This window comes from Natrialba taiwanensis DSM 12281, from assembly GCF_000337595.1.
Lineage (GTDB): Archaea > Halobacteriota > Halobacteria > Halobacteriales > Natrialbaceae > Natrialba > Natrialba taiwanensis.
This window is the reverse complement of record NZ_AOIL01000054.1, coordinates 15,942-42,339: the sequence shown is the minus strand read 5'-3', so window position 1 is coordinate 42,339 and position 26,398 is coordinate 15,942. Positions and strand designations below refer to the sequence as shown.

Annotated in this window: 23 protein-coding genes; 12 read left to right on the top strand and 11 right to left on the bottom strand. The window is 62.9% G+C overall.

The features are described from left to right. Window positions 1-52: 52 nt before the first annotated feature. Together C484_RS16845 and C484_RS16840 are read right to left on the bottom strand one after the other, a co-directional pair. Complete coding sequence (locus C484_RS16845) at window positions 53-2,962, bottom strand: M14 family metallopeptidase (RefSeq protein ID WP_006827097.1); 2,910 nt, start codon at window positions 2,960-2,962, stop codon at window positions 53-55. 292 nt (window positions 2,963-3,254) lie between these two features. Beyond that, a complete protein-coding gene (locus C484_RS16840; RefSeq protein WP_006665427.1) occupies window positions 3,255-3,452 on the bottom strand; it encodes a hypothetical protein in 198 nt (65 codons plus the stop codon). Window positions 3,453-3,688: 236 nt separating this feature from the next. Between C484_RS16840 and C484_RS16835 the strand changes: the two genes are divergently transcribed. Next, window positions 3,689-3,997, top strand: coding sequence for a non-histone chromosomal MC1 family protein (locus C484_RS16835; RefSeq protein ID WP_006665426.1), 309 nt, complete (start codon window positions 3,689-3,691; stop codon window positions 3,995-3,997). A gap of 103 nt (window positions 3,998-4,100) precedes the next feature. On the opposite strand, the gene bluB is transcribed toward C484_RS16835, so the two are convergent. Further along, complete coding sequence (gene bluB, locus C484_RS16830; protein WP_006827096.1) at window positions 4,101-4,769, bottom strand: 5,6-dimethylbenzimidazole synthase; 669 nt, start codon at window positions 4,767-4,769, stop codon at window positions 4,101-4,103. 413 nt (window positions 4,770-5,182) lie between these two features. Here bluB and C484_RS16825 point away from each other — a divergent pair, with 413 nt between their 5' ends. Further along, window positions 5,183-6,505, top strand: coding sequence for an MFS transporter (locus C484_RS16825; RefSeq protein WP_006827095.1), 1,323 nt, complete (start codon window positions 5,183-5,185; stop codon window positions 6,503-6,505). Here the strand turns inward: C484_RS16825 and C484_RS16820 are convergent. Beyond that, window positions 6,502-7,242 (bottom strand): bacteriorhodopsin, encoded by a 741-nt coding sequence (locus tag C484_RS16820; protein ID WP_006827094.1) that lies wholly within the window; start codon window positions 7,240-7,242, stop codon window positions 6,502-6,504. The genes C484_RS16825 and C484_RS16820 overlap by 4 nt on opposite strands. Before the next feature lie 319 nt (window positions 7,243-7,561). Between C484_RS16820 and pheA the strand changes: the two genes are divergently transcribed. The 6 genes from pheA to leuS (C484_RS16795) all read left to right on the top strand — a co-directional run bounded on the left by pheA (window position 7,562) and on the right by leuS (C484_RS16795) (window position 15,314). After that, window positions 7,562-8,380, top strand: coding sequence for a prephenate dehydratase (gene pheA, locus C484_RS16815; protein WP_006827093.1), 819 nt, complete (start codon window positions 7,562-7,564; stop codon window positions 8,378-8,380). Then, the gene (locus C484_RS24670) at window positions 8,355-8,480 is read left to right on the top strand and encodes a hypothetical protein (RefSeq protein WP_275040131.1); all 126 of its coding nucleotides are present in this window, start codon (window positions 8,355-8,357) and stop codon (window positions 8,478-8,480) included. Before pheA ends, C484_RS24670 begins: the two co-directional genes overlap by 26 nt. Then, window positions 8,477-8,932: a peroxiredoxin gene (locus tag C484_RS16810; RefSeq protein ID WP_006827092.1), complete on the top strand. Its 456-nt coding sequence runs from the start codon at window positions 8,477-8,479 to the stop codon at window positions 8,930-8,932. Before C484_RS24670 ends, C484_RS16810 begins: the two co-directional genes overlap by 4 nt. 89 nt (window positions 8,933-9,021) lie before the next feature. Beyond that, window positions 9,022-9,453, top strand: coding sequence for an Hsp20/alpha crystallin family protein (locus C484_RS16805; protein WP_006827091.1), 432 nt, complete (start codon window positions 9,022-9,024; stop codon window positions 9,451-9,453). Window positions 9,454-9,554: 101 nt separating this feature from the next. Continuing rightward, a complete protein-coding gene (leuS, locus tag C484_RS16800; RefSeq protein WP_006827090.1) occupies window positions 9,555-12,527 on the top strand; it encodes a leucine--tRNA ligase in 2,973 nt (990 codons plus the stop codon). 138 nt (window positions 12,528-12,665) lie between these two features. Beyond that, window positions 12,666-15,314, top strand: coding sequence for a leucine--tRNA ligase (leuS, locus tag C484_RS16795; RefSeq protein WP_006827089.1), 2,649 nt, complete (start codon window positions 12,666-12,668; stop codon window positions 15,312-15,314). Window positions 15,315-15,346: 32 nt separating this feature from the next. Here the strand turns inward: leuS (C484_RS16795) and C484_RS16790 are convergent, their stop codons facing one another. Beyond that, entirely contained in the window at window positions 15,347-15,676 is a 330-nt protein-coding gene (locus tag C484_RS16790; protein WP_006827088.1) for a YbjQ family protein, read from the bottom strand. A gap of 204 nt (window positions 15,677-15,880) precedes the next feature. On the opposite strand from C484_RS16790, the gene C484_RS16785 reads away from it, so the two are divergent. Beyond that, window positions 15,881-17,755: a PAS domain-containing sensor histidine kinase gene (locus C484_RS16785; protein ID WP_006827087.1), complete on the top strand. Its 1,875-nt coding sequence runs from the start codon at window positions 15,881-15,883 to the stop codon at window positions 17,753-17,755. 102 nt (window positions 17,756-17,857) lie between these two features. Here the strand turns inward: C484_RS16785 and C484_RS16780 are convergent, their stop codons facing one another. Then, on the bottom strand, window positions 17,858-20,110 hold the full coding sequence (locus C484_RS16780; protein ID WP_006827086.1) for a (Fe-S)-binding protein: 2,253 nt from the start codon (window positions 20,108-20,110) through the stop codon (window positions 17,858-17,860). A gap of 180 nt (window positions 20,111-20,290) precedes the next feature. Between C484_RS16780 and C484_RS16775 the strand changes: the two genes are divergently transcribed. Further along, window positions 20,291-20,881: a hypothetical protein gene (locus C484_RS16775; protein WP_006827085.1), complete on the top strand. Its 591-nt coding sequence runs from the start codon at window positions 20,291-20,293 to the stop codon at window positions 20,879-20,881. Window positions 20,882-20,978: 97 nt separating this feature from the next. Continuing rightward, on the top strand, window positions 20,979-21,752 hold the full coding sequence (locus C484_RS16770; RefSeq protein WP_006827084.1) for a CRISPR-associated protein Cas4: 774 nt from the start codon (window positions 20,979-20,981) through the stop codon (window positions 21,750-21,752). A 22-nt stretch (window positions 21,753-21,774) separates the two neighbouring features. Here C484_RS16770 and C484_RS16765 read toward each other — a convergent pair whose 3' ends face one another. From C484_RS16765 to C484_RS16750, 4 genes are all read right to left on the bottom strand, one after another. Beyond that, complete coding sequence (locus C484_RS16765) at window positions 21,775-22,194, bottom strand: DUF2391 family protein (RefSeq protein WP_006827082.1); 420 nt, start codon at window positions 22,192-22,194, stop codon at window positions 21,775-21,777. 100 nt (window positions 22,195-22,294) lie between these two features. Beyond that, window positions 22,295-22,879 (bottom strand): L-threonylcarbamoyladenylate synthase, encoded by a 585-nt coding sequence (locus C484_RS16760; protein WP_006827081.1) that lies wholly within the window; start codon window positions 22,877-22,879, stop codon window positions 22,295-22,297. Window positions 22,880-22,960: 81 nt separating this feature from the next. Continuing rightward, complete coding sequence (locus C484_RS16755; protein ID WP_006827080.1) at window positions 22,961-23,473, bottom strand: redoxin domain-containing protein; 513 nt, start codon at window positions 23,471-23,473, stop codon at window positions 22,961-22,963. Further along, window positions 23,473-23,778: a glutathione S-transferase N-terminal domain-containing protein gene (locus tag C484_RS16750; protein ID WP_006827079.1), complete on the bottom strand. Its 306-nt coding sequence runs from the start codon at window positions 23,776-23,778 to the stop codon at window positions 23,473-23,475. Before C484_RS16750 ends, C484_RS16755 begins: the two co-directional genes overlap by 1 nt. 112 nt (window positions 23,779-23,890) lie before the next feature. Between C484_RS16750 and C484_RS16745 the strand changes: the two genes are divergently transcribed. Further along, on the top strand, window positions 23,891-25,438 hold the full coding sequence (locus tag C484_RS16745; RefSeq protein WP_006827078.1) for a hemolysin family protein: 1,548 nt from the start codon (window positions 23,891-23,893) through the stop codon (window positions 25,436-25,438). 60 nt (window positions 25,439-25,498) lie between these two features. On the opposite strand, the gene C484_RS16740 is transcribed toward C484_RS16745, so the two are convergent. After that, window positions 25,499-26,242 carry a hypothetical protein gene (locus C484_RS16740; RefSeq protein WP_006827077.1) on the bottom strand — a complete coding sequence of 248 codons (744 nt, stop codon included), beginning with the start codon at window positions 26,240-26,242 and terminating at the stop codon, window positions 25,499-25,501. Window positions 26,243-26,398 lie beyond the last annotated feature (156 nt).

The following is a 26,398-nucleotide window of genomic DNA, read 5'->3' as shown; positions in this document are numbered from 1 at the left end:
CCCGCGCCGTGAGGCGGTGCGAAGCGCCGCGAGTGGTTTCGAGACGGCGCAGCTACCGGATCTCCCCGTACGTCCGCACGAGTTCACCGTCGGCGTACCGGCGCTGTTCGAACCCGAGCGCGTTACACAGGAGCGTATGGCCCATAAAGGACACGGCGTAGTCGGCCATCCCGAACGGGTGGAGTTCGGTCTGCCGGGCGGGCGGCAGCACCGAGCCGACGATCGATATTTCGCTGTCGCCCGCCGAGAGCGTGCCGGCGGCGACGCCGAACTCGAGGGCGGTCGACTCGCCGTCCTGGAGGTCGCCGACGGTGAACGTGCCGGCGACGGAGCCGCCGGCGCGCTCAAACGCCGCTTGCTCGACGATGGTCGCGGGCTGGTCGACGCCGGTTGTGTAGCCGAGCTGTGACCCCTTCCAGATCTCCTGCTGGCGGGGTCTGATGCCGGCGAGCAGCGGGTGTTCGAAGTCCCTGTTTTCGAGGTTCGCGAACGGGAGCAGGACATCGGCGATGTCGCCGGCGGTGATGTCGGCGGCGTCGCCGATCTCGAGTTCGGCGAGCAGGTTCACACCCGAGTCCGTGAGGACGAGATCCCCGCCGGCCTGGACGAAGGCTTCGATGGCCGAGAGGTACCGCGAGTCGTCGATGCCGTCGTCGTGGGAGACGACGAGTTTGTCGTAGTGGCGCTTTCCGGAGTTGCCCCGCAGGAGGCGGCCGACGCTCACGTGGTGGGTGCCCATGTAGTCCACGTCGCCGTCGACGACCGACTCGTCGAGGTCGGCGAAGAACCGCATCGGATTGACGGTGTAGGGGCGCTGCTCGTAGCCGAGGACTTCCCCGGGGTCGGGGATCTCATCGTCGTTCTCCACGTCGAGGACCGTCGTGAGGACGTGTACCTCGGCGTCGCTGTCGACCTCGACGGTCCACTGGCCTGCCTGCGGCCGGCGGACGAAGGCTCCCTCGAAGTCGTGCGTTCGGACTTCCGAGTCGGCCGGATCGGCCTTTGCCGCGATGTCAATCTCGCGGACGACGGTTCCCGCAGGATCGCGGACGCGAACGGTGCCGTCGGTCGCGTTCTGTACGCCCTCGAGATCCACGAACAGCGAGTGAGAGGCGTCCGTGGTCTCCGCGCCGACGTGCGACTGACCGGCCGGTCCCGGCTGGACGACCTCGTGGCGTCGCCGTACCGCCGTCCCGCGACCCTGATTCTGAGCCTGTCCCGGCCCCCGTCCGCGGCCGTCGTCTCTGCCTCGACCCGAATCGATGCCCGTGTGGGGCAGATCGGCGGACGAGCGGGTGAGTTCGTCCGTCGTGACGTAGGCCGTGTCTTGGCCGCCAGTTGCAACGGTTGCGGTCGTTTCCCGGGCGGCCATCTCGGCGAACTCGCGCATCGAGAGCCGGTAGGCCGTCGCGTAGTGGCGCGACCAGTAGGGTTTCCACTCCTTCTGTGCGTTCATATAGTGGTTCGAGAGGACGATCTCCGGGGCGACGGTAATCGCGCCGAGTCCCCCGTCCGCCTCGGGTTGGCCGGCCCAGCCGAGGAAGCTCCCGGTGATCTGGTAGGCGAGGGAGTCGTAGATCGACCCCCAGTCCAGGAGCCCGTCGAAACTGTCGCCGTCCGGCACGAACGGCGCGCCGTACATCTCCTCGCCGGCCGTCTCGATGTCGTCGGCGATCGCGTCGATACCGCCCCAGTGATCCTGCATCCCCTCGCCGATCCGGATGTTGACCTCGTCCAGATCGTGGGTCCCCTCGTGCTCGAACGACGCGTTCGTCTCGAGGTTGAACACCAGGTGGTCGGCCGTGTACATCCCGTGGTAATCACAGAGGAACGCCACGTTCTCGTACCCGCGGAAGTGCTCGACGATGGCCAGCGAGTCCGGCACGAGTTCGGTGAACTCGTCGGGTGCGCCCTCGGGTTCGGCCGGCCGGAAGCTCGGATTCGTCCAGCCGATGGTCGGATACTGCCGGTTGGTATCGATCGGCTGGCCGTCGAAGACGCTCGCGTTGCCGCGCTGGAAGTTGGTGTCGTGGGCCTCGACCCACGGGATTTCGGTCTGGGGGTTGCGCGCGACCCAGCCGTCGGGATTGGTAAACAAGAACACGACGGCGATGTCGTCAAGTAGGGGTTCGAACACCCCCGCCTCCCCGCGGGCGAGGTCCTCGAGGAGCCGACTGCCGGCTTCGACGCCGGCGCGTTCGTCGCCGTGAATGCTGAGCGAGAAGACGACCTTTTCCTTCTCAGCGAAGGCGGTCTCGTCTCGAACGTCGTTCGTCACCTCCGCAACGTAGACGTCCCGCGGATCGGACTCCTCGCCGGTAAATGCGTTCGTCCAGCCCGGCGACTCGCCGATATCGTGGACGCGGACGCGGTCCGAGCACGTGTCTTCGAGGTGTGCGAGCGCCTCGACGGTTTCCTCGTAAGAAATGTAGTCACGCGCCGCCTCGACCGGCGGAAAGACGTCCTCCTCGTAGGGAGCCTCGATCGTCCACCACGGGTTCGCTCCGGGAGCGTAATCCATCGCGGCAATGCCGTCGCCGCTCAGGTCGAGCACGTCCTCGACCTCATCGGCGGTGAGGTGGGCGTGCGCCGCGAGCGTCGGCTCCTCCCGGGTGACCGCCTTCGGTGCCCAGGACAGTTCCGGATCGGGTTCTTCCTCGTACTCGTCCGCGAAGGCGTCAAACGCCTCCCGCTCGCCGAACTCGATGACGGCCGCGGCCTCGTACGCCTCGGGCGTGTGATTGACGACGAAGGTGAACTCGTCGGTGAGCGCGTCGCCGGAAACGTCGGCGATGGCACTGCCGGGAAGCGCGAGCGCGGCACCGGTCGTGGCCGAGAGGCGGAGAAACGTTCGTCGATCGACGGGACTGTTCGTGAACCGTTCGGCGGAAAGATGCCCGTCGCCGGCAGCCGACCGGTCCGTCGCGTTGCTCGGGGTCTCGTTCTCTGTGTCGTCTGACATTCTCGATCACGTGGTCGTTACCCACGGGAATAGCCCACAATGATCCTCGGTAAGTACGGTGTGGAAAGAGCGAGCGTCTCTGGAACACGTACGCTTACAACGGCGGACGTGCTCTGATCGGAATTCAGTCGCAGAAGTCGACCGCTGCAGCGAGTGCAACGGTCAGTAGTCGACTACTGAGTGCTGTCTTCTCGAGAAACGAGCGCGGCCGAACGTGAAACGGACCCACGCTCGTGCTGTAGCGGCGAGTATGTTCGGCATACGACACTTCTGTCCGTCGTTCAATAGTCGATTAGAACTCGTGTTCGACGTCTTCCTCGTCGGCTTGCTGAATGATGATCTTCCCGTCCCGGACCCGAACGAAAACTTCGTCGCCGATATCCATCCCCGCGACTGCGAGTTCATCCTCGTGGAGATTGAGGTGGACGTTGTGGTAGTTACCGTCTTCGTCTTTCGCACCGCTTGGACTCAACTTCTTTTTCCGTACCATCGCGGGATTCTATGACGAACTTCGCCGTAGGATATACTTAAGTGTTTTCGACGCCCCGAGGAATGACCTTATTACACAATAGTTACGCGAACAATTACGAGAGAGCGGCGACCGGCGGAGCGAGATAGTGCGAAGAGCTGCCTGACGAATGTACTTAAAGATACCGGCACTGTCGGTCGATTTTCAGGGATATATTTATGTCGGGCCGTGTGCTGGGTTGGCATGGAGGCAAAACCATGGTACGCGAAGACGGTAAACGAAACTTTGCGCTGCGAGCGTCGAGCGGGGAAGAGGAAAGTGTCTTTTCGGGGAACACTCCCCGACAGGCCGCCCTCAAGGCGGCACGACGGCTCGAACCGGGCTCGAGCGAAGACGCAGCTGATCGAACTGAACTCAGGCTTCGTGAGAAGGGGACGGATAAAGTCCACATCTACGACGGCTGGGCCTGGGAGGAGACAGCGCCCGACGATAAGCCGGATTGGATGCCCGACGAGATCACGGAGGCAAACGTCTCCAAGAAGGGTATCGACCACCTGGACGAGTAACACGTATTATCAGCGATTTCGGGGGACGAGTCTGTGAGTGACATCTCTGGGGAAGCAACTATTCGGTGACAACGGGTAGTCCGGGACCGGATGGCGACACAGGTCATCGTCCCTGCGGCGCTTTTTCGGGGTTCCATTCGTCGTAGTGGATCAGTTGCTCGCTATCGAGACGGTCACGCCATCCTTGCTCTTGCAGGACGGGTTCAGCAGGAAAGCCGTTTCTGGGATACCCAACACAGAGGTACGCGACGGGGTGCACGTGGTATGGAATCCCCAGCACATCGCGGAGTTCGTGGGGATAGAGGAACGACACCCATCCCACACCGATACCCTCGCTTCGTGCGGTCAACCAGATGTTCTGAACGGCAAGGCACGTCGAATAGACATCCATCTTCTGCATCGTGTTGCGACCGAGGACGTGAGGCGCGTCACGGGTCGGATCGCAGGTGACGCAAATATTTACCGGTGCATCGGTAATCCCCTCTAGTTTCAATGCGCCGAAATCGGACCGCTGTGGCTCCTGGTACCCTTCGCGTGCAGCCGCAATCGCTCGCTCAGCGATCGCTGCAACCTCGGTTTTCGTCTCCTCGTCCTCGATGACGATGAAGTCCCACGGCTGGGAGAAGCCAACACTGGGTGCGTGATGTGCAGCGTCCAGAATCCGCGCCATCGTTTCCTCGGAAACGGGATCGGCGCTGAACCGCCTGATATCGCGTCGCGCATAGATCGATTTGTAGACCGCTGCTCGTTCGTCTGCGGTGAATGAAACCATAGTTTCTACACAGCAGATCTACTTGTATACCAGTTTTGGGACGTTCGACCACGAACACCGGGTTCGTCTCTCATCGCTGTACCCACCGCTTCACCCATCACTCGCCGGGCCGGGTCGCATGAGAGGGATTCACCAGCTATTTCTAGACGGAAGAATACCAGCGGAGAACCCAACGATTGTCGAACCTCTAGGGGCGATAATACGGATTGGGGTAGTACCGCAGCCAACATACGTTTCATATCTATCTAAGAAATAAGCCTATATGTTTGTATGCGTCCAGTATCTTCCGCCACATGAGTACAACTATCCGCCATCATTCGAGTTCAATCGGGAAACGATACGATTCGAACCGCATCCATAGTGTGTCAGTCCCGGTAGAAGTTCCCCTGATAACGGGGCGGTGATGCGTGTCTATGATCGACGATAAATGGAAGAATCTGATACTCGCGACGCTCATGTTCAATCTGGGGTTTACGATCTGGTTCTCGTTCGCCCCGTTTACCGACGACATCGCCACCGAGTTCGGACTCTCGCTCGCTGAACTCGGGATCGTCTCGAGTGCGGCAGTCGTTGCGGTTCCGGCTGGCCGACTCCTTATCGGGCCGCTTACAGACCGCTTTGGGGCACCGATAACGGCCAGCGCGACGCTCGTCATCGTCGGTGTCTTTTCGGTGATCAGCGCGTTCGCACAGACGTATGAGGTATTCACGGTCTCGCGGGTCATCGCTTCCCTGGCAGGAATCACGTTCGTCATCGGCATTCAACACGTTTCTGAGTGGTTTAAAGAGGAGAATCTGGGAACGGCGGAGGGTATCTTCGCCGGTGTCGGAAACGCTGGCGCAGGGCTCGGTGCATACGTTACGCTACCGAGAATCTTCGGTGCCGACTACACCGGCCCGCTGTTCTCGACGAACTGGCGCGCTGCGTTCTTCTATACGGGACTTATCGCCATCGTTCTGGGACTCGGTTACTCCCTGTTCGGAGATGCCGCAAAGACCGAGGCGAAGCGTCGTGCGACGAGGGAGAGCGCCAGTCTCCGGCGAGTGCTTTACGTGGGCACACGGTACGGCGCGATCGTACTGTCGGCCGCCTACGTGATGACGTTCGGGCTCGAAGTCGCGATGAACGGCTGGCTCGGAACGTATTATCGCGAGGCGTTCGGTCAGGGGGATATCGTGATCGCGGCGACGTTCGCGGCGACGTTCTCGATTGCGGCTGGTTTGCTTCGTCCCATCGGTGGCTACGTTAGCGATCTCGTCGCTCGAACGGAACGGTCCGTGTTGCCGTGGTTCGAGGGTCGCTACCGCGAACAGTGGACGTTTACGATGCTCGTCTTCGTCGTCGTGTCGTTGCTGGTGATGACGGCCGCGGGACTGACCGGCAACATCTACGTCGCGGTCGTCGCCGGCTTTTTCGTCGGCGTCGGCTGTGCGTTCTCCGAAGGAGCGATCTTCGCACAGGTTCCCGCGATGTTCCCGAACAATTCGGGCACCGTCTCCGGCGTCGTCGGCGGGATCGGAACTGTCGGTGGCACCGTCTATCCGCTCGTGTTTGCCGCGCCGTTCCTTCCCAATCTGCACGTCGGGTACGCGGTCGTCGCCGTCACGATGGTCCCCATTCTGGCGCTCTGTTCGTGGGTCTTCCAGCCCCGGATCGCGGAGCGTGCGACCGAGGATGGCCTGGCCGTTGGCGGCGACGAACCGATCGGTGCTGCCAATCCAACGGGAGACGACTAATCGGCGTGGTCGACGTGCTCCGTGGATTCAGGCGTGTCAGCATCGCCGAGTTCAGTATCGAACGAGAGAAGCCCGGTCGACGACGCCGTCTGTTCGAGCGCCGCGGAACTCCGGAGGACCATGCCGCCGAAACCGAGCAGCAGAATCGCCTCGACGTAGATGACGATGAGTTGGCCGACGAAGTCGTCCGCGAGGGTCAGGCTTCCCGAGAGCAGTCCGGTCACGACGAGACCGCACCACCCGAGGACGAGCAGATACTTGAGTTTGGTAAACAGGAGCGCTCGTTCGGCCGGGAGCGTCCTCGCCGCGCGGGAGATCGGTCCGAACAGCAAGTAGAGCCCGCCGCCGAGAGCGCCGAACGTGCCAAGCGTTGCGATCATCGCAAGCGCTCCCTCGAGGAACCAGCTTCCCAGAGTGACCCAAAGGCGACCCACGACGACGGTAACTAACAGGAGCGTCAGCCGGCGATCGGCACCGGCAACGGCGCAGACGACGGGGAGGAGTGCAGCCCACATGACCGTGTAGCCGATAAACCGGATGAAATCCGTCCCGATCCCGGACATGTCGGCGACAGCCATGCACAGATAGGTGGCCCCCATCGCGATCGTTGCGACGACGACGGCGTACCCGTACGGTCGAGAGACCGGCCGAAGAGATCGTGTCCGCCAGTAGAACACGAGCGCGGCGGCGACGAGCACGCCGCTCGAGACGCCGAGGAGGGCGAGCGGACCGATCACGATCGGTTCCCTCCGACGAGTTCGAGACGTGCGATTCGTGCGGTGCTATGCTGACAGAATTGCCGTCGACGGCGGATCGAAATAGGTGGTGTGTCGTTCATCGTATCTGTATCCGTATCCGTGTTCGTGGCCGTCCGTCTCCGAGAGGACTCGGCCGTAACTGCGGGGTAGTGAACACGACTGTGTCGACCCCAGATAACTGTTATCGCCGATACCGGGGTGGGGACGGCTGTGCCGGTCGCGGCGACCGCACCGAATACCCCGGCAACGTCGGCACGAACCCCGGGTATTTTCACGTTCTCTCGGCAATGAAGTGGCGATGACCGCAGTGACACTCGGCCCCGAAGGGACCTACTCGCACCGGGCGGCACAGTCGATCGCCGACACGGATGCGATCGACTTTCGCCAGTCCGTGACCTCGATCGTCGATGCCGTCGCGAGCGGCGAGTACGACCGCGGCGTTATCCCCATCGAGAACAGTATCGAGGGCAGCGTCACGGAGAGTCTGGACGCACTTGCCGAGTACGACGTGGCCGTCGTCCGCGAAATCGTCACGCCGATCAAACACGCGCTGCTCGCACAGGGCCCCGACTTCGAGACGATCGCCAGCCACTCGCAGGCCCTCGCCCAGTGTCGCTCCTATCTCGATCGGGAGTACCCCGACACCACCCTCGAAGCCGTCGCGAGCACGGCCCAGGGCGTCGAGTTCGCCCGCGACGATCCGTCCGTCGCCGGCATCGCCCACCCTGCAAACGCCGCCGGGGACGCCGCACTCGAGGTGCTGGCCGAGGACATCCAGGATCAGGACTCGAACGCGACGCGATTCTTCGCGGTTGCACCCGCCGAGGACCGGTCGAAAGGCGGCGGCAAGACGACGCTCGTCGTCTACCCGAACGCGAACTACCCCGGACTGCTGCTCGAACTGCTCGAACCCTTCGCCGACCGCGACATCAACCTCACCCGCGTCGAATCGCGCCCGAGCGGCCAGCGCCTCGGCGACTACATCTTCCACGTCGACATCGAGGCCGGCCTCTACGAGGCGCGAACGAGCGAAGCCATCGCTGAACTCGAAGCACTCGCCGAGAACGGCTGGGTGCGGCGACTCGGCTCGTATGATATGGAACACGTCGTCGAGTGAGGCTGATTCGCTGCCCGCGGACGACGATATCGACACCGATACCGACACCGACCACAAACTGTTTTCCCTCGTCACGCGGACACACGACCGGAAACGATGACACTGACAACAGGTGACGACGCGCCGACCGTGACAGCGCCAAATCAGGACGGCAAAGAGGTGTCCCCCGCGTTCGACGATCCGACCGTCGTGTACTTCTACCCGCGCGACGACACGCCCGGCTGTACGACCGAAGCAACGCAGTTTCAGCGCGAACGCGAGACCTATCGGGAGGCTGGCGTCGAGGTCTACGGCATTTCCACCGACGACGTGGCGTCTCACAGCTCGTTCGCTCAGTCAGAAGAACTCGAGTTCGATCTGCTTGCGGATCCCGACGGCGAGGTCGCCGACGCCTTCGATGTCGACGTGACTGACGGGGCAGCCCCGCGAACGACGTTCGTCCTCGCTGATGGCGAAGTACAGGCCGTCTACGAGAACGTCGATCCGGACGGACACGCACGCGAGGTACTCCTCGACGCACTGGACGACGATCTTGCGACGCTGCCGGAGTAGACGGGTCGCCCCGCTCGAAGAACTCGCAGGCCCGTTCTGTTGTTTTATCACGGGCAGAATTTATCCACCTCGAACACCTAGGTGGACGTATGCGACGAAACCCGTTCGACGAAATCGAGGAGATGCTCGACCGCGTCAGCAAGCAGGTCGAGGAAGGGATGGCAAGCGGCGGCCTGCAGGTCCCCGGAACGGTACCGGTCGACGTGACCGATACCAGCGACGAGTTCGTCGTGACGGCCGACCTGCCGGGCTACGAGGTCGAGGATATCGACCTGACGCTCACGGAAGGGACGGTGCGGCTCGAAGCGAGCCGCGACGAGGAAGCCGAGTTCGCTGACGACGAGGGAGAGGGACGATACCTCCGACACGAACGAACTCGAAAGACGGCGAACCGCAGCATTCGGCTGCCGGAGCCGGTCGACGAGGACGGGGTGTCGGCCGGATACGAGAACGGTGTGTTGACCGTCCGACTGCCGAAGGAGTCGGGGGACGAGGAGTCGAAGCAGATCGACATCGAGTGATCGGTTGGTGGACGACGACGCGGGACACTTTTCTCGGTCGGCAACAGCGGCACATGCCAAACGTGATAGTACTTTTACCTGATCCAGCATAATGAGCGTTCATGAGGTATACTCCGCAGGAACTCGAGGCCGAGTGGCGCGAGCGGTGGGCCGAGTCGGGGCAGTACGAGGCCGATCCCGATCGACGAGGGGGCGACGACGCGACGTTCGTGACGGTTCCCTATCCCTATCCGAGCGGCGGGATGCACATCGGCCACGCCCGCACGTACACAGTTCCGGACGTCTACGCGCGGTATCGCCGCCAGCAGGGCGATAACGTCCTGTTTCCGATCGGCTGGCACGTCACGGGCACGCCGATCGTCGGTGCCGTCGAACGGCTCAAGAACGGCGAGGAGGAACAGATACACAGCCTCGAAAACGCCTTCGGTGTCCCCGAGTCCGATCTGACGGCGCTCGAAACGCCGATGGGCTACGCGCGATACTTCATCGAGGAGGCCGACTGCAGCTACAAAACCGGGATGCGCCGGCTCGGCCTGTCGATCGACTGGCGACGCGAGTTCACGACGAACGACGAACGCTATTCGAAGTTCATCACGTGGCAGTACGAGACCCTCAAGGAGCGCGGGCTGCTCGAGAATGGGCTGCACCCGGTCAACTACTGTACGAACGAGGAACAGCCGGTCACGACTCACGACCTGCTCGAGGGCGAAGATACGGAATTTCAGGAGTATACCCTGATCAAGTTCGAAGACAAGGACGAGGGCGTCGTCTATCCGATGGCCACGCTCCGACCGGAGACGGTTCGAGGGGTCACCAACGCGTACGTCGATCCCAACGCGACCTACGTCCGCGCGACGGTGGACGTCTCCGAGCAACGCTCGGACGGCTCGGACAGCGCGGCTGCGTCTTCCGGCGGCGAGGAGTGGATCGTCTCCGTGGAAGCGACCGAGAAGTTAGACCTCCAGGCCCGCAACGTCGATGTCGAGGAGACGTTCGAGGGAATCGAGCTGGTCGGCGAGCGCGTCACGAATCCGGTCACCGACGAGGAGATCATCGTCGTTCCAGCGGGTTTCGTCGACACCGACAACGCGACCGGCGTCGTGATGTCCGTTCCGGCTCACTCTCCCGACGACTGGATCGCCCTGGAAGAGGCGAAAGCGCGGGCCAACGACCTGACCGAATACGGGCTCGATCCGGACGAGATCCGGGCGATCGAACCGCGGGCGATCCTCACAATCGAGGGGTACGGCGAGTTCCCCGCGAAAGACGCCGTCGAGGACCACGGCGTCGAATCCTCGAGTGATCCCGCGCTCGAGGAGGCCACCCAAGAGCTGTACAACAGCGAGTTCCACCGGGGTGAACTGATCGAGGAGTACGGCGAGTTCGCTGGCGAGAGTATCGAGGACGTCCGCGATGAACTCGAGTCACACTTCCAACGGCAGGGCGTCTTCGACGCGATGTACGATTTTTCGGAGGCGGTCGTCTGTCGCTGCGGCGGCGACGTCGAGGTCGCCGAACAGGAGACGTGGTTCCTGCGGTACAACGACGCGGAGTGGAGCGAGAAGGCCCTGCGAGCAATCGAGAACCTCGATGCGATCCCCGAGACGACCCGCGAGCAGTACACCCACACCGTCGACTGGCTCGAGGAGTGGCCCTGCATCCGCAATTACGGGCTGGGAACGCGGTTACCATGGGACGACGAGTTCGTCATTGAACCCCTGTCGGACTCGACGATTTACATGGCCTACTACACCATCGCCCACCGGCTCGAGGACGTTCCGCCGGAGGAGATGGATCGGGACTTCTTCGAGACGCTGTTCTACGGCGAGGGTGCCGTGGCCGACCCCGACCCCGACGAGCGCGCGCTGGAACTGCGCGAGGAGTGGGACTACTGGTACCCCGTCGACTACCGCTGTTCGGCCAACGATCTGATTTCGAACCACCTCACGTTCTTCCTCTACCATCACGCGGAACTCTTCGACGAAGAACGGTGGCCACGGGGGATTACCAGCATGGGTATGGGCCTGCTCGAGGGCGAGAAGATGAGTTCCTCGAAGGGCCACGTCGTGTTACCCGACGAGGCCATCGAGACGTACGGCGCAGACACCGTCCGGTTCTTCCTGCTCAACAGCTCCGAGCCGTGGCAGGACTTCGACTGGCGGGCCGGCGAGGTCGGCTCGACTCGCGACCAGCTAGAACGGTTCTGGAACCGCGCTGTCGACGTGATTGAGGAGCCTGAAGGCGAGCGAGACCTCGAGACGATCGACCGCTGGCTGCTCGCCCGGCTCCAGCGGACCGTCCGTACCGTCACCGACGCCATGGAGCGCTTCGAGACTCGCACCGCCAGCCAGCACGCGTTCTACCGCTTCGAGGAGCACCTCAAATGGTACCGCCGCCGCGTGAACCTCGATCAACAGGGGACCGACGCGTCCCCCGAGTATCCCGCTCGTGGAGTGAGCGCGCAGCGACCGGGCGTCCGCTGGACGCTGCGGACGGTCCTCGAAACCCGACTGCGGCTGCTGGCACCGTTCGTCCCGTTCATGGCCAACGAACTCCACGAGCGCCTGACCGGCAAGCCCGCGGAGGACGTTCCCTGGCCAGAACCCGTTCCCGAGTTCGAGAATCCAACCGTCGTCGAGCGGGAGCGACTGGTCAAAGACGTCCTCGAAGACGTTCGCGATATCATCGCAGTCACCGACACCGATCCCGAGACGATTCGACTCTATGTCGCGGCCGACTGGAAACGGACCGTCCTCGATACCGTACTTGACGTCGGTCCGAATCGGGGTCGGGTAATGGGCGACGTGATGCAAGACGAGGCGTTGCGTGAGAAAGGCGACGCCGTCAACGCTCTCGTCGGCGATCTCGTCGCGCTCGTCCGCGAGCGCGACGACTCGACGCTCGCGTCCCTGTCCGAAATCGACGAGCGGGCCGTCTACGAGGACGCGTCCGCGTTCCTCGCCCGCGAGTTCGACGCCGACATCGACGTCTACGACGAGGACGGCGACCCGGTCGATCCCGACGGCAAGGCGAGCCAGGCCCAACCGTTCCGGCCGGCGATTCACCTCGAATAACGCCAGTTGCCGGTCAGCTCGGTTGAATACGGCCAGTTTCGACAACGATGATGGCCAGGTGGCACGACGGCTGTTTCTTCGGACCACGTCGAACGGTAATGCGAAAATATAGGGTGGCGTCGCCCCCACACCCACCTAATGAGCGACGCGGGATACGACCACGCAGCAGTCGAGCAACGCTGGCAGGCCGCGTGGGACGACGCGGACGCGTATCGGACGCCGGACGACGTCGACGATCCGACGTACGTCCTCGGCATGTATCCGTACCCGTCCGGGAAACTCCACATGGGCCACGTCCGAAACTACACGATTACGGACGCCTACGCCCGATACCGTCGAATGTGCGGCGACGACGTACTCCACCCGATGGGCTGGGACGCCTTCGGTCTCCCCGCGGAAAACGCCGCCAAAGAACGCGATACGAACCCCCGCGACTGGACTATCGACTGCATCGACACGATGCGCGACCAGATGCAGGCGATGGGCTTTGGCTACGACTGGGAGCGCGAAATCACTACCTGCACACCAGAGTACTACCAGTGGAACCAGTGGCTCTTCTCCCGGTTCCACGACGAAGACCTCGTCGAACGCCGCGACGCCGAAGTCAACTGGTGTCCACACTGCGAGACCGTCCTCGCCGACGAACAGGTCGAAGGCGAGGCCGAACTCTGCTGGCGCTGTGACACCCCCGTCGAGCAACGCGAACTCGAACAGTGGTTCCTGAAAATCACCGAGTACGCGGACGAACTGCTCGAGGATATCGACGACCTCGAGGGCTGGCCGAACTCGGTTCGCCAGATGCAACGCAACTGGATCGGCCGCCAGTACGGTGCCGAGGTGGACTTCGAAATCGAAGACCACGGTCCAGTGACGGCCTTCACGACCCGAATCGACACCATCCACGGGGCGACGTTCTTCGCGCTCGCGCCCGATCACCCGATCAGCGAGGAGTTGGCCGCGGAAGATGACACTGTCCGCGAGTTCATCGAGCACGAGGCCGACCCAGAGGGCGACGAACCGAACGGCGTCCCGACGGACCTGACGGCCACGAACCCCGCCACGGGCGAGGAGATCCCGGTCTACGTCGCCGACTTCGTCCTCTCGGATGTCGGGACGGGCGCGCTGATGGCCGTCCCCGGCCACGACGAGCGGGACCACGCCTTCGCGGAGAAGGTTGGCGAGGAGATCGTTCCCGTTATCGCACCCGAACCCGCCGAGGGCGAGGAACCGACGATCCCCGACGTGAGCGAGGACGCGTTCACCGAGGACGGCGTCCTGGTGAACTCGGGCGAGTACTCCGGCCTCGAGAGTGAAGCGGCCCGCGAGCGCCTGACCGAGGACATCGAGAGCGCCGAAGAGGCCACACAGTACCAGCTGCGCGACTGGGGCATCTCCCGGCAGCGCTACTGGGGGACGCCGATTCCGGTCGTCCACTGCGAGGACTGCGGCCCCGTGCTGGTTCCCGACGAGGACCTGCCGGTCGAGCTCCCGGAGTTCATCAACACGACCGGGAACCCGCTGGACGCCGCCGAGGAGTGGAAAGAAACGATCTGTCCCGACTGCGGCGGACCGGCTGAACGCGAGACGGACACGATGGACACCTTCGTCGACTCCTCGTGGTACTTCCTGCGGTACGTCTCGCCGGGCATGGAAGACGCGCCGTTCGACCGCGAGCAGGCCAACGACTGGATGCCGGTCGATCAGTACGTCGGCGGCATCGAACACGCTGTGATGCACCTGCTTTACTCGCGCTTTTTCACGAAGGTGCTGGCCGACCACGAGGGGCTGGAACACCGCGAACCGTTCACGAACCTGCTGGCCCAGGGGATGGTCCAACTGGAGGGCGAGAAGATGTCCAAGTCGAAGGGCAACGTCGTCTCACCGCAGCGGATCGTCGAGGAATACGGCGCGGATACCGCGCGGCTGTTCATGATGCAGGCCGCCCAGCCCGAACGCGACTTCGACTGGAGCGAGGAGGGCGTGCGGTCGACGAACGCGTTCCTCGCACGACTGAAGGAACTGGTCGAGGACTTCGTTTCGAACGAACCCGACGGCGAGAAAGACGCTATCGCGCGATACGTCGCAAACGAGATCGACGCGACGATCGCCATCGCCGGCGACAAGTACGACGACCTGACGTTCAACCGTGCGCTGCGGGAAACGCAGGATCTGACGCGGACGCTACGGAACTACGCCAGTCACACGGAACCCCACGCCGAAACCTACGAGCGCGGCCTTGCTGCCGTCGTACGACTACTCGCACCCGTCACGCCCCACCTGGCCGAGGAACTGTACGCTGAACTCGGCACCGACGAGTTCGTCGTGGACGCGCCGTGGCCGACCGCGAGCGTCGACCGCGAACACGTCAACAAGCGCCGGCAGTTGGTCGAGAACACACGCGAGGACGTTCGAGACATCATCGACGTGGCCGGCATCGAAGATCCCGACGCGATCGAGGTTGTCGTCGCACCGACCTGGAAGTACGACGCCCTCGAGATTGCCATCGAGAGCGACGCCGACAACCTGATCGGCGAACTCATGAGCGAATCGCACATCCGCGAACAGGGTGACGTGGCGGCCGACTACGGACAGGACCTGCAGGCGGAGCGCGAAGCGCTGTCGATGACGCTCGGGCCCGAGGACGAACACGACGCCCTCGAGTCTGCAGCCTGGCTGGTAGAACGCGAGTTCGACGCACCCGTTTCGGTCGTTCACGCCGACGAGGTCGATGAAAGCGTACGCAAGAACGCAGCGCCGGGGCGGCCGGCGATCGAAATCGAGGACTGAGTACCGCGGGTTCGAGGTTCTATCGGCGGTCGCTATCGACGGCGCGTTTTGACGGCGGTTCCCGACAGATTGACCCACAGCATGCCCTCTGCCATCTCTTCGTAGTCGAAGGTGGCCCCGATGACGGCGTCAGCGCCGAGATCGGCTGCTTCTTCGCGGATGTCTGCGATCGCTTCTTCGCGGCCCGTTTCGATTTTCCGCTCGTACGACCCGCTCCGGCCGCCGACGACGTCTCGAATGCCCGCGGCGATGTCGCTCACGACGTTCGCGCCGATGACCGCCTCGCCCGTAACGATCCCGCAGTACTCGGTTACTTCTCGTCCATCCAGTTCGTCCGTTGTGGCGATCGTGATGTCGTCCATACCGACTCGGTCTCATCGGATTACTATAAACTTCGTGGGGCAGTCATCGAAATCGGCGCCGATACTGTCCAATAGAGTGAAAGACAATGTAATTGAAACGTCTGCGAGTCCGAACTATATGGCGATAGTGTAATTTATTATCGTCACCCCGGTAACGCATTCGTGACCCGTTCCGGCGATCGGTCCCCGTTAGATGGCAATTTGATGGTCCCGCGAGAACTAGCATCGCTGTTGGCGCAAGCAGATGTCGCAGTCGTCCAACTGACCCAGAGCGGCGAGATCATCACTGCAACCGACACGTTCGCCGAGCAAACGGGATACACCCCCGAAACGCTCCGCGGGAGATCACTGCAATCACTCCTCCCGACGGTTCCCGAGCGACTGGAAGCCGTTCTAGGCGGTGACCCGAGAGCCACGAACGCGACTACGGCGATCACAGTCCCGGTCACGATAACGACCGCAAACGGCGACACGGCCGTTTTTGACGGCTATTTCAACCGATCCTCTCCCGACACGGATGACGGGATCATCGGGACGCTTCATCACCGTTCGGAACCGCCATCGATGGCGGCTTCCCGTCCCGAATGGAGCGGCCCCCACGGCACGGAAACAGCGCCGGCAAAAGCCTTCGCCGCCCTCGCCGACGCACTGTCCGACGGGATCATTGTCCTCGATACGGACAGTAAGATTCAGTACGCAAACCCTGCCGTCGAGCGGATCCTCGGCTACACGCCACACGAACTCGTCGGGAGCAGCAAACTCAGTATTATCCCGGAACGGCTCCGCAAGGCACACCTGCAAGCACTCAACCGCTATCTCGAAACCGGAGACCGACACATCGACTGGGAGTACGTCGAACTGCCCGGCCAGCACAAATCGGGGCACGAAGTCCTGCTCGGTATCTCGTTGAACGACTTTTTCTTCGACGAGGATCGCTACTTCGTCGGGCTGTTCCGAGACATCTCACCGCGGAAAGAGGCCGAGTACGCACTCCGCGATCGCGAACGCCAACTCAACCAGTACAAAGAGTATACGGACGACATTTTGAACGCAATCGACGACGTGTTCTACGTCGTCGACGCGGACGTGTCCCTTCAGCGGTGGAACCAGCGTGTCTGTGAGATCACGGGATACACCGACGAAGAAATAGCGTCGATGCACGCACTGGAGTTCTTCAACGAGGACGACCACGAGTCGATTACGAACACGATCGAAGAGGTATTCGAAACCGGACACGCCCGCGTTGAAGCGGACTTACTCACGAAAGACGGCACGCACGTTCCATACGAGTTCATCGCCGCTGCACTCGAGGATCCTGCGGGAAATCCGGTGCTTGCGGGAATCGGGCGGGATATTACGACACGAACGGAACAACGCCGGAAACTCGAAGCATCCAACGAGCGGCTCGAACAGTTCGCCTATGCCGCCTCGCACGACCTGCAGGAACCGCTTCGAATGGTAAGCAGCTACCTGCAACTCATCGAACAACGATACAGCGACGAACTCGATACGGACGGCGAGGAGTTCATCGAGTTCGCCGTCGACGGGGCCGAGCGGATGCGCGAGATGATCGATGGGCTGCTCGAGTACTCACGGGTCGAGACGCAAGGCGAGACGTTCGAACCGGTCGCACTCGATCGTGTTCTCGAGGACGTCGTCGACGATTTGCAGCTGCAAATCGACGAGTCGAACGCGGAAATCAGTGCCGAGGAGTTGCCGCGTGTGAGCGGTGATCGGAGCCAACTCCGACAGGTGTTCCAGAACCTTTTGAGTAACGCGATCGAGTACAGCGGCGACGAGCCGCCTGCCGTCGAAATTTCGGCCGAGCGGGACGGATCGATGTGGCGGCTCGCAGTCGCCGATAGCGGGCTCGGGATCGATCCGGACGATGCCGACCGAATCTTTCAGGTGTTCCAGCGGCTTCACGACCGGACCGAACACAGCGGCACCGGGCTCGGGCTGGCACTGACACAACGAATCGTCGAACGCCACGGTGGCGAAATCTGGGTCGAGTCGGAGCCTGGCGACGGGGCAACGTTCGTGTTTACCCTGCCGGCGAACACTGGAGACGAGCCATAGCGACCGCACAGCGACGATGATTCGGTGACAGTCGATCCAAGAGCCGTCGCTCCGAACGAACCACAGACATGGATGAATCGCTGAAAAGAACGCAGTATCCGCTCAGTCCGCCGCGATTTCGAGGTTCGCCTCGTCCTCGGCACCGATCGCCTCGACGACGAGTTCAGCCACGTCGACGACCTCGATGTCGTCCTCGTAGCCGCCGGTCTTGCGGCCGTCTTCGTACATCGTCATGCACATCGGGCAGGCGACGACGAACTTCTCGACGCCGGCACCGGCGTCGGTGTCCTCTAAGGCTTCGCGGATGCGCTCCTCGCTCGGCTTCGGCTCTTCTTCGAAGTCCATCCAGAGGCCGCCACCGCCGCCGCCACAACAGAACGAGTTCGCGCGGTTGCGCGGCATCTCGTCGAGTTCACAGCCGGTGGCGCGGATGAGTTCGCGCGGGGCCTCGTACTCGTCGTTGTACCGGCCGAGGTGACACGGATCGTGGTAGGTGACGGTGTAGTCGAGTTCGGTGCCGTCGAGGTCGAGTCGGCCCTCGGTGACCAGTTCTTCGACGGCTTGGGTCCAGTGGAGCACGTCAATCTCGCCGTCTGCGTTCCACTCGTCGGTGTAGTCAAAGGGCATCATCGGGTCGTCGGCGAACTCCTCGAAGTCGACCTCCGGATACTCGTTCTTGAAGGTGTTGTAGGAGTGTGGGTCGGTACAGACGATTTTGTCGAACTCGCAGTCCTCCCAGGTCTCGACGTGGTGGCCGGCGAGTTCGACGTAGAGGAACTCCTCGCCGACGCGGCGGATGTCGTTGCCGTCGTATTTCTCGTCCTCGAAGAGGATGCCGAAGCTCACGTCGGCTTCCTGTAAGATGGTCGCCAGCGAGCGGGCGACCTGCTTGTTGCGCTCGTCGTAGCTCGGGTAATCGCCGACGTACCAGAGGTAGTCGACTTCCTCCTCGCGGGCGTCGGCGACATCGAACTCGAGGTCGTCGGCCCAGTCGGCGCGGTCGCGGGGCGAGTCGCCGAAGGTGTTGCCGTCCTGCATGACGTTCTGGAAGACGTCCTGCATGGACGAGGACACGTCGCCCTGGTCGGTCATCTGGCGGTTGAGCCGGGTAAAGGACTGGAGGTGCTCGATTTCAACCGGACAGGCGTCCATGCAAGCCATACAGGCCATACAGGATTCCATGGTCTCCGTGTTGATGACGCTCGTACTTCCGTCGGACGGCCCGTCCGACGACGTGCCCCTCGCTGCGCTCGCGGCACCCCCGTCGGCGATGATCGGTTTCTCCTCGCCGCCGGCGTCGAGTTCTTCGCGGTATTTCTTCAGGTCGAGGATGACGTTTCGCGGGTCGAGCGGGCGGTCGGACGCCTTGGCGGGACAGACCGACGAACAGCGACCGCACTTGGTACAGGCGTCCTGGTCCAGGATTTCCTTCCAGGTGAAGTCGTCGATGGACTCGGCGTTCGTCGCGTCTAAGTCCGACGGGACGTTCGGCAGGCGCTTACCGGCTTTCTCGTCGCGCGTGATGACGTTCGCGAACGACGAGAGCATGTGGAACGGCTTGGCGTAGGGAATCCACGCGATGAAAAAGAGGGCAAGCAGCGAGTGGCCCCACCAGAACGCCCAGTGGAGCGTCTCGGCGTTCGCGCCGAAGTAGTCGCCGGCGGCGTAGGTCGCCGGTTCGAGCGCAGCACCGCTGGTCGGTAGGTCGATCGCCTGCAGGACCATCGCGATGCCGTAGCCGACGAAGCTCACGATTTCGTGGTCCGGCATGCCGGTCACGTAGATCCGCGCGCCCTCAAGAAGAAAGCCGCCGAGGCCGAGGCCGAACAGCGTCCAGATGAAAATGTCGTCCTCGTTCGAGGTGTGACGACCCCAGAGACGGTGGTTCCGCACCCAGTAGCGCCGGTAGAGCGCCATCCCGATGCCGACGACGAACAGCAGCCCCATCGCGTCGACGATGAACTGGTAGGCCAGATAGAAGTCGCCCTCCCAGAAGACGATTCCGAGGAATATCTCGGTGCCGTACTGTTCGACGACGATGATCGACGTCGCGATAAACAGCGTCAGGAATCCCCAGAGAATAAACGAGTGCATCAACCCGCCGTAGAGGTCCCTGTTGAACTGTTTCTCGTTCGAGAGCACGATCTTGGCGCTACTCACGACGCGATTCGACAGGTCGGAGACGCGATCGAAGGGATCGTCGTCACCCTGCGTGTACCGCCGGACGCGCTGATAGACGCCGTAGGCGAAAACGGTGACGGCGATCGCCACGAGGAGATAGAACAGGACGTAGCCAACGTCGCTGATCCCCAGGTAGGTCTCCCTTCCTTCGGCCGCCTGTGCTATGGTGTTCATGTTCAACCACGGGGTGGGGCGTGACTTAATTCTTGCCACACCGCACGACAGGCGATCTCTCCGCCGTCTTGCGGAAATAGTAGTCGAGTTTTCAAGTTTATAATCGTTGTCGATGTTGGATTTGCGCCCACCGCCATCTGGCAACAGCCTTAAATAGCCGCCCGTCGGGAGTGTCCACTCATGAACGACAAAACCGAAGAACTCCGGGACATCTTCACCGACGTTACCGACGGGGAAGAGACCATCACCGAATCCCAAGAAGACACCCGCGGCTCGCTCGAACGGGACGAACGGTCCGACGACGAGCGCCTCGAGAGCGTCGTCACACAGCTGCGCGAGCGATACGAGTTCGAAACGCCCTTCGAAGACGAGGAACTGATCGCGGTCGCGAACGGATTCTACGACGGACGGGACGACGCGACCATCGCGGCCGACCTCGGAAGCGACGCCGAAACGGTCTTCGAGGCCCGCATGGCGCTGCATCTCGTCGGCGAGGGCGATGCCGACGAAGTCGACCTCGTCGCGATCCGGGACCGCGAGGAAGACGACGAAACGCTCGCCGAGGAGTACGACGTTACGGCGGCCGAAATCCGTCGGTTCCGACGCGTCGCCGCGGCCAAAGACGAATCTCGTGCGGCTAACGACCGCTACCGCGAGGAGTTCGACAGCATCCTCGCCGACGCCGACCTCTCGGCGCAGATGGCGACCGACGTCCGCGAGGACGGCCTCGAAGACGCGACCGAGGGAATGGAGACGGACGTCGACTTCTAAGCGGGTCCGTCTATCCCGCAGAATCCGCCGGGTGAGGAATCTTCTCCACTGCGATCGGCTGCTACAGTTTTTATAGGAAGCCGCGCCCAAACCGGTCGTGACCCGTCCTCCCGTCACGTTCAGTGACCTCCGAACCGCCGCCTACTGCCCGCGAAAGTGCTACTACGCCCGCACTCGCGAGACCGACCGTGNCCGTCCTCCCGTCACGTTCAGTGACCTCCGAACCGCCGCCTACTGCCCGCGAAAGTGCTACTACGCCCGCACTCGCGAGACCGACCGTGACCCCCCGCCGGCGGTCGAGGCGATTCGCGACCTCGCAACCCGGTACGAGCACCTGCTTGACGCATCCGTAACTGAACTCGAATCCGAGCCGATCGCGCGGCCGCCGGCGGCGTACCGCCGGACGCTAGCCGAGACGCGCGATGAACTCGCGGCCGACGGCGATTGGCAACGGCTCTGTGACCCGCACGAACGGGACGTGCTCGCGACCGGGCGAGACTGTCGCGGCCGCGTTCACAAAGTGCTCGTTGACCCGCTGGAGCCGGTGTTGGTCGCGACCGGCTCGCCGCCGGAACAGGGGGTCTGGGAGCCTCGATCGGTGCACGCCGTCGCGGCGGCGAAGGCGCTCGCCTGGGAGCACCAGACGCCGGTCGAACGAGTGTGGGTCGAGTATCCGGCCTCCGGTGTGGTTCGGTCGGTGACGATGACGACGCGCCGGAAGGCCCGGTATCGGCGCGCGCTGCGGACGGTTCGAGAGTTAGACGGCCCGCCGGCGCGGACGGACAACCGCTCGAAGTGTGAGTCCTGCGAGTTCACCTCGGAGTGTGGCGTGCGGACGCGGACGCTGCGGTCGTTGCTGGGATTTGGGTAGCGCAGGCGATGCGTGGCTCGGTCTAAAACAGCGTGTCCGCCGTCGCCGCGCCGACGACGCTGAAGATCGCCCCGACGCTCACCGCTTTGAACGTCGTTGCAATCACTTCAGTCGTCGAGTCCGTCGAATCGAGAAACGTATCCGGGGCATCGAACAGGAACGCGAGGATCGCGACAGAGCCGAACGCCACGCACATCAAGGAGAGGAATCGGACCGGGATACCGACAACGGTCGCCTCGCGGTCCGGGTCGCGCTTCGTATCCGCCTGATAGAGCGCCCCGTACCCGATGCTACAGACGACGATAACGGTCAGTATCGTCTGGACCCAACTCATGCTCTTAGCAAGCGTCCACACCTCCTCGGTAACGACGAACGGGCCGGCGAGCAGAAAGCCGCCGACGATCTGCTGGGCGGAGTCGGCCGGTCGAAATCGATATCTCATAGCCGTCCATCGGACGGGGATGCCAAAAAAGCAGGCTACACCTCGCCGATGGCCAGCCGTTCGGACCGGCACGACGTGATCCGGTCGCGACGGTCCGCGTTCAGTGCGTCTCGAACCAGGTTTCGATGTCGTCCGCCAGCGCGCCGCGCCGGTGAATCGTCTCGCTCGCCGGATCGACAACTGAACTCTCGGTACCGGGCGTCTCGCCGCCGTCGAGCGTGGCTGCAGTCGTCTCTCGGAGTTCGGGATCGAGTTCATCGAGACGACGAACGCTGCCGCGGCCGCTGACGTTCGCGCTCGTCGCCGTGATCGGCGTTTCAGCGCGCTCGCACAGTGCGAGTGCGGTCGGGTGGTCGGGAACGCGGACGCCGACGCGGTCGCGGCCCGCCGTCAGCACCTCGGGGACCAGCTCGCGGGCTCGACAGAGGACCGTCACGGGGCCGGGGAGGAAGGTTGCCATGAATCGGCGCTCGCGCTCGGTCGCGCGGACGTACTGGAGTGCGGCCGGAACCGACGGGACGGCGAGCGAGATCGGTTTCGAGCGGTCCCGGCCCTTCGCGTCGAAGACGCGGTCGACGGCGTCGGAGTCGAGTGCGTCCGCGCCGAGGCCGTAGACGGTTTCGGTGGGATAGACGACGAGTTCGCCGTCGCGGATGGCGTCCGCGGCGCGATCGATATCGGACATGTGTCGATGTCGGATACTGGCGTCGTCGTGGTAAAAAGCGTACCGCGTTCCGGTGGTGAAGTGGGGTGCGACGGTATGTATCTACGCGAGGTCGAACCGTGCTTCGAGGTCGTCGTAGTCGGGGAACTCGGGCCAGTCGGTGGCGACCCAGGCCTCGGTGACAGTCAGGTCGTCGTCGACGGCGAAGACGGCGAGGCGCGGTTCGTCGAGGCCTTCCATCCCGTCCAAGTCGTGAGCGATGCCGTAGGCCTCCGCCACATCGTTCGCCGGGTCCGCGAAGATGGCAAAGGGCAGGTCGTTGTCGGCGAGAAAGTCCGAAATCGCGTACGGTGTCGAGGCCGTCACGCCGACGACGCGGTCGGCGCGCTCGTCCCAGTCGCGCTCGAGGAGTTCACTCCAGACGTACGTGGCTGCGAACGAGCCGATCATCGGCGTGAAGACGAGGATCGTCTGTCCATCGTCTCCGGCGAGTTCGGAGAGCGCCCGGTCCGCCCAGAACTCGTCGGTGACGAGCGGGCGGGTGAACTCGGGTGCGTCGTCGCCCGATTCGGGATGGCTGGCGGGACCGAGATCGACGACATCGAACTCGGGCATCAGTCGGCACCTCCGGCGGTTGCGGCCGATGCGTCGGTGCCCGCCCCGTCGCCGTAGGTCGACTCCAGATAGTCCACGATGTTCGCGCTCTCGGCCATCGTCACGCCGGTCGTCTCGTCGACGATGACCGGGACCGACCGAACGCCGGCGACACGCTTGACGACGTCGCGCTTCGAGTGCAGCGGTTCGACGAACCGGGAGTGGTAGTCGAGGTCGAACTCGTCGAGGAGTCGAGCAACGCGTTCACAGTACGGACACCCGTGCAGGCGGTAGAACGTAATTGGCGAATCGGTCGCGTGACTCATAGCGATTCGTTCGTGGAACAAGCGGGTAAACGTGTCGTCAGCGGACAAACGGGGTGGGAAACGTGGTCAAATGGTAAACGGTTAACCGATCCGGTGATAACGCTGTACACCAATGGCGTTGGTTTCGCTTTCCGAGGTCGGTGTCGCGGTCGGAACCGGCATCGGTACCCCTCTCTACACGGTACCGATGGTGGGGCTCGAGGTCGGGCAGTCGACGATTGCCGTCCTCGGCGTACTCACAATAGTCGTTCTGATCGCCTTCTCGGGGTTTTTCTCGTCCTCTGAGATCGCAATGTTCAACCTGCCCAGACACCGGCTCGAGGGAATGGTCGAGGACAATGTCGAGGGCGCGAAACTCGTCGAGCAGCTGAAATCCGATCCGCACCGGCTGCTCGTGACGATTCTGGTCGGCAACAACCTCGTCAATATTGCGATGTCCTCGATCACGACCGCACTGCTCGGCCTCTACTTCGAATCCGGGCTGGCACCGGTCCTGCTGTCGACTTTCGGCGTGACCGCGATCGTCCTCCTGTTCGGGGAGAGCGTGCCAAAGTCCTACGCGGTCGAGAACACCGAATCGTGGTCGATCCGCATCGCGAAGCCGCTCAAGGCGACGGAGTATTTTCTCTATCCGCTCATCGTCCTCTTCGACTATCTCACTCGACAGATCAACCGACTCACGGGCTCGACAACCGGTGCGATCGAATCGCCCTACGTCACCCGCGACGAGATCCAGGAAATGATCGAATCCGGCGAGCGTGAGGGCGTCTTGGAGGAGGAAGAACACGAGATGCTCCAGCGGATCTTCCGCTTTAACAACACCATCGTCAAGGAGGTGATGACCCCGCGACTCGACATGACGGCGGTGCCGAAAGACGCCAGCATCGACGAGGCCATCGAAACCTGTATCCAGAGCGGCCACGCTCGCGTCCCCGTCTACGAGGGCAGCCTCGACAACGTCCAAGGCGTCGTCCACATCCGCAACCTCGTCCGAGATCTCAACTACGGCGAAACCGAATCCAAGGAACTCGAACTCAGCGACCTCATCCAGCCGACGCTTCACGTCCCCGAATCCAAAAACGTCGACGAACTCCTGACCGAGATGCGCGAAAACCGGATGCACATGGCCATCGTCATCGACGAGTTCGGGACGACAGAAGGCCTCGTCACGATGGAGGACATGGTCGAGGAGATCATCGGCGAGATCCTCGAGGGCGGCGAGGACATGCCGATCGAAGAACTCGACGATCGGACGGTGATGGTCCGCGGTGAGGTCAACATCGAGGACGTCAACGAATCGCTGGACATCGATCTTCCCGAAGGCGAGGAGTTCGAAACGATCGCCGGCTTCATCTTCAATCGTGCCGGCCGGCTCGTCGAAGAGGGCGAAGAGATCACCTACGATGGCGTCCGAATCACAGTCGAGACCGTCGAGAACACCCGTATCATGAAGGCCCGATTGCGAAAACTCGAAACGTACGAGGCCGACGTCGACGAGGCTGAACTCGATGCCGAGACGCAGCCCGAAGCCGAGACGGGTGAACGCGACGAGAATGGGTCCACACCCGACGGGACTGGAGAGAACGAACAGAACGGAACACGGCACACAGACACCGGCACTGGCACACCCGCTACTGACGGAAACGAGCGGACACGCTAAGGGTCGATTTCGGTCGGGACTGTCACACTAATTGCGGGCGGCTGTACACTATCGACTCCGTTATCGGTTCGATTCGACGACATCCTGAACGGCAACAGCAACCGCCGGCGGCACGACGAGCCGCCGCGGGCCAGCAACGTACGTGCCGTCCCGCTCGATGTACGTCAGCGTCAGCACCGCCATACTACCAACCTGGCGGATCGAGACGGACTCGATCACGTCGAGATCGACCGCCTGCTCGGGATCGTACAGATAAATCGCCCCCTCCTCGCGGTCGAAAGCGCCCACGGAGCGAAGAAACGACGCGAGAACGAGCGCGAGAAGCGCAAGCGGGATCGTTATTGCCGCCAGGCCGGTAAACGGACCGGCACCGATACCGCCGAGCAGTCCGTTTTGCGAGACGACGCGTCCGACGACCATCAGCGAGACGATGATCGCCATCATCGCGATCGTTCCGAGAGCCGCATCCGTCGCCCGCTCGAGACCACGTCCTGACGGTGACGAGATCGGAAGCCTCGACGTAAGCCGCTGCAGGCGCTGTTCCGTATTTTCGGTCAGCGCAAACGCGAGCACCGTTGCGATGATCCCGGCCCCGGCCGCAAGGACGACTCCACCGAAACCGAGCTGCAGAGCCAGATCGTACACCCGCCAGAAGGCAACGATAGAAATCGCCGCGAAGAACGTCCCGACGCCGAGCGACCACAACGCCCACACCGTCCGCGAGGTCGATGCGTCACGCCGCCACTGGATCGGCTCCGACTCGTCTCCGGACGGTGCCGCCGCGTCCACGTTCGCATCCTCCATGGGTGAACTCGTCGCTGATCGTGTAAAGACCGTTCGATATTCCTCACCCGGGCTGGAAAGCGCGACTCAGCACGGCAAGGCGAGTGCAGCTATCGTCGCCGCTGCACGTCACAGTACACCCGATTGCGACAGCTATGCGGCCGGTGTGAATCGTTG

What these genes read in the sequence shown, in the direction of transcription:
- C484_RS16845 (WP_006827097.1), bottom strand. Translation starts at nt 2,962, where the DNA reads ATGTCAGACGACACAGAGAACGAGACCCCGAGCAACGCGACGGACCGG.
- C484_RS16840 (WP_006665427.1), bottom strand. Translation starts at nt 3,452, where the DNA reads ATGGTACGGAAAAAGAAGTTGAGTCCAAGCGGTGCGAAAGACGAAGAC.
- C484_RS16835 (WP_006665426.1), top strand. Translation starts at nt 3,689, where the DNA reads ATGGTACGCGAAGACGGTAAACGAAACTTTGCGCTGCGAGCGTCGAGC.
- bluB (WP_006827096.1), bottom strand. Translation starts at nt 4,769, where the DNA reads ATGGTTTCATTCACCGCAGACGAACGAGCAGCGGTCTACAAATCGATC.
- C484_RS16825 (WP_006827095.1), top strand. Translation starts at nt 5,183, where the DNA reads ATGATCGACGATAAATGGAAGAATCTGATACTCGCGACGCTCATGTTC.
- pheA (WP_006827093.1), top strand. Translation starts at nt 7,562, where the DNA reads ATGACCGCAGTGACACTCGGCCCCGAAGGGACCTACTCGCACCGGGCG.
- C484_RS24670 (WP_275040131.1), top strand. Translation starts at nt 8,355, where the DNA reads ATGATATGGAACACGTCGTCGAGTGAGGCTGATTCGCTGCCCGCGGAC.
- C484_RS16810 (WP_006827092.1), top strand. Translation starts at nt 8,477, where the DNA reads ATGACACTGACAACAGGTGACGACGCGCCGACCGTGACAGCGCCAAAT.
- C484_RS16805 (WP_006827091.1), top strand. Translation starts at nt 9,022, where the DNA reads ATGCGACGAAACCCGTTCGACGAAATCGAGGAGATGCTCGACCGCGTC.
- leuS (WP_006827090.1), top strand. Translation starts at nt 9,555, where the DNA reads ATGAGGTATACTCCGCAGGAACTCGAGGCCGAGTGGCGCGAGCGGTGG.
- leuS (WP_006827089.1), top strand. Translation starts at nt 12,666, where the DNA reads ATGAGCGACGCGGGATACGACCACGCAGCAGTCGAGCAACGCTGGCAG.
- C484_RS16790 (WP_006827088.1), bottom strand. Translation starts at nt 15,676, where the DNA reads ATGGACGACATCACGATCGCCACAACGGACGAACTGGATGGACGAGAA.
- C484_RS16785 (WP_006827087.1), top strand. Translation starts at nt 15,881, where the DNA reads ATGGTCCCGCGAGAACTAGCATCGCTGTTGGCGCAAGCAGATGTCGCA.
- C484_RS16780 (WP_006827086.1), bottom strand. Translation starts at nt 20,110, where the DNA reads ATGAACACCATAGCACAGGCGGCCGAAGGAAGGGAGACCTACCTGGGG.
- C484_RS16775 (WP_006827085.1), top strand. Translation starts at nt 20,291, where the DNA reads ATGAACGACAAAACCGAAGAACTCCGGGACATCTTCACCGACGTTACC.
- C484_RS16765 (WP_006827082.1), bottom strand. Translation starts at nt 22,194, where the DNA reads ATGAGATATCGATTTCGACCGGCCGACTCCGCCCAGCAGATCGTCGGC.
- C484_RS16760 (WP_006827081.1), bottom strand. Translation starts at nt 22,879, where the DNA reads ATGTCCGATATCGATCGCGCCGCGGACGCCATCCGCGACGGCGAACTC.
- C484_RS16755 (WP_006827080.1), bottom strand. Translation starts at nt 23,473, where the DNA reads ATGCCCGAGTTCGATGTCGTCGATCTCGGTCCCGCCAGCCATCCCGAA.
- C484_RS16750 (WP_006827079.1), bottom strand. Translation starts at nt 23,778, where the DNA reads ATGAGTCACGCGACCGATTCGCCAATTACGTTCTACCGCCTGCACGGG.
- C484_RS16745 (WP_006827078.1), top strand. Translation starts at nt 23,891, where the DNA reads ATGGCGTTGGTTTCGCTTTCCGAGGTCGGTGTCGCGGTCGGAACCGGC.
- C484_RS16740 (WP_006827077.1), bottom strand. Translation starts at nt 26,242, where the DNA reads ATGGAGGATGCGAACGTGGACGCGGCGGCACCGTCCGGAGACGAGTCG.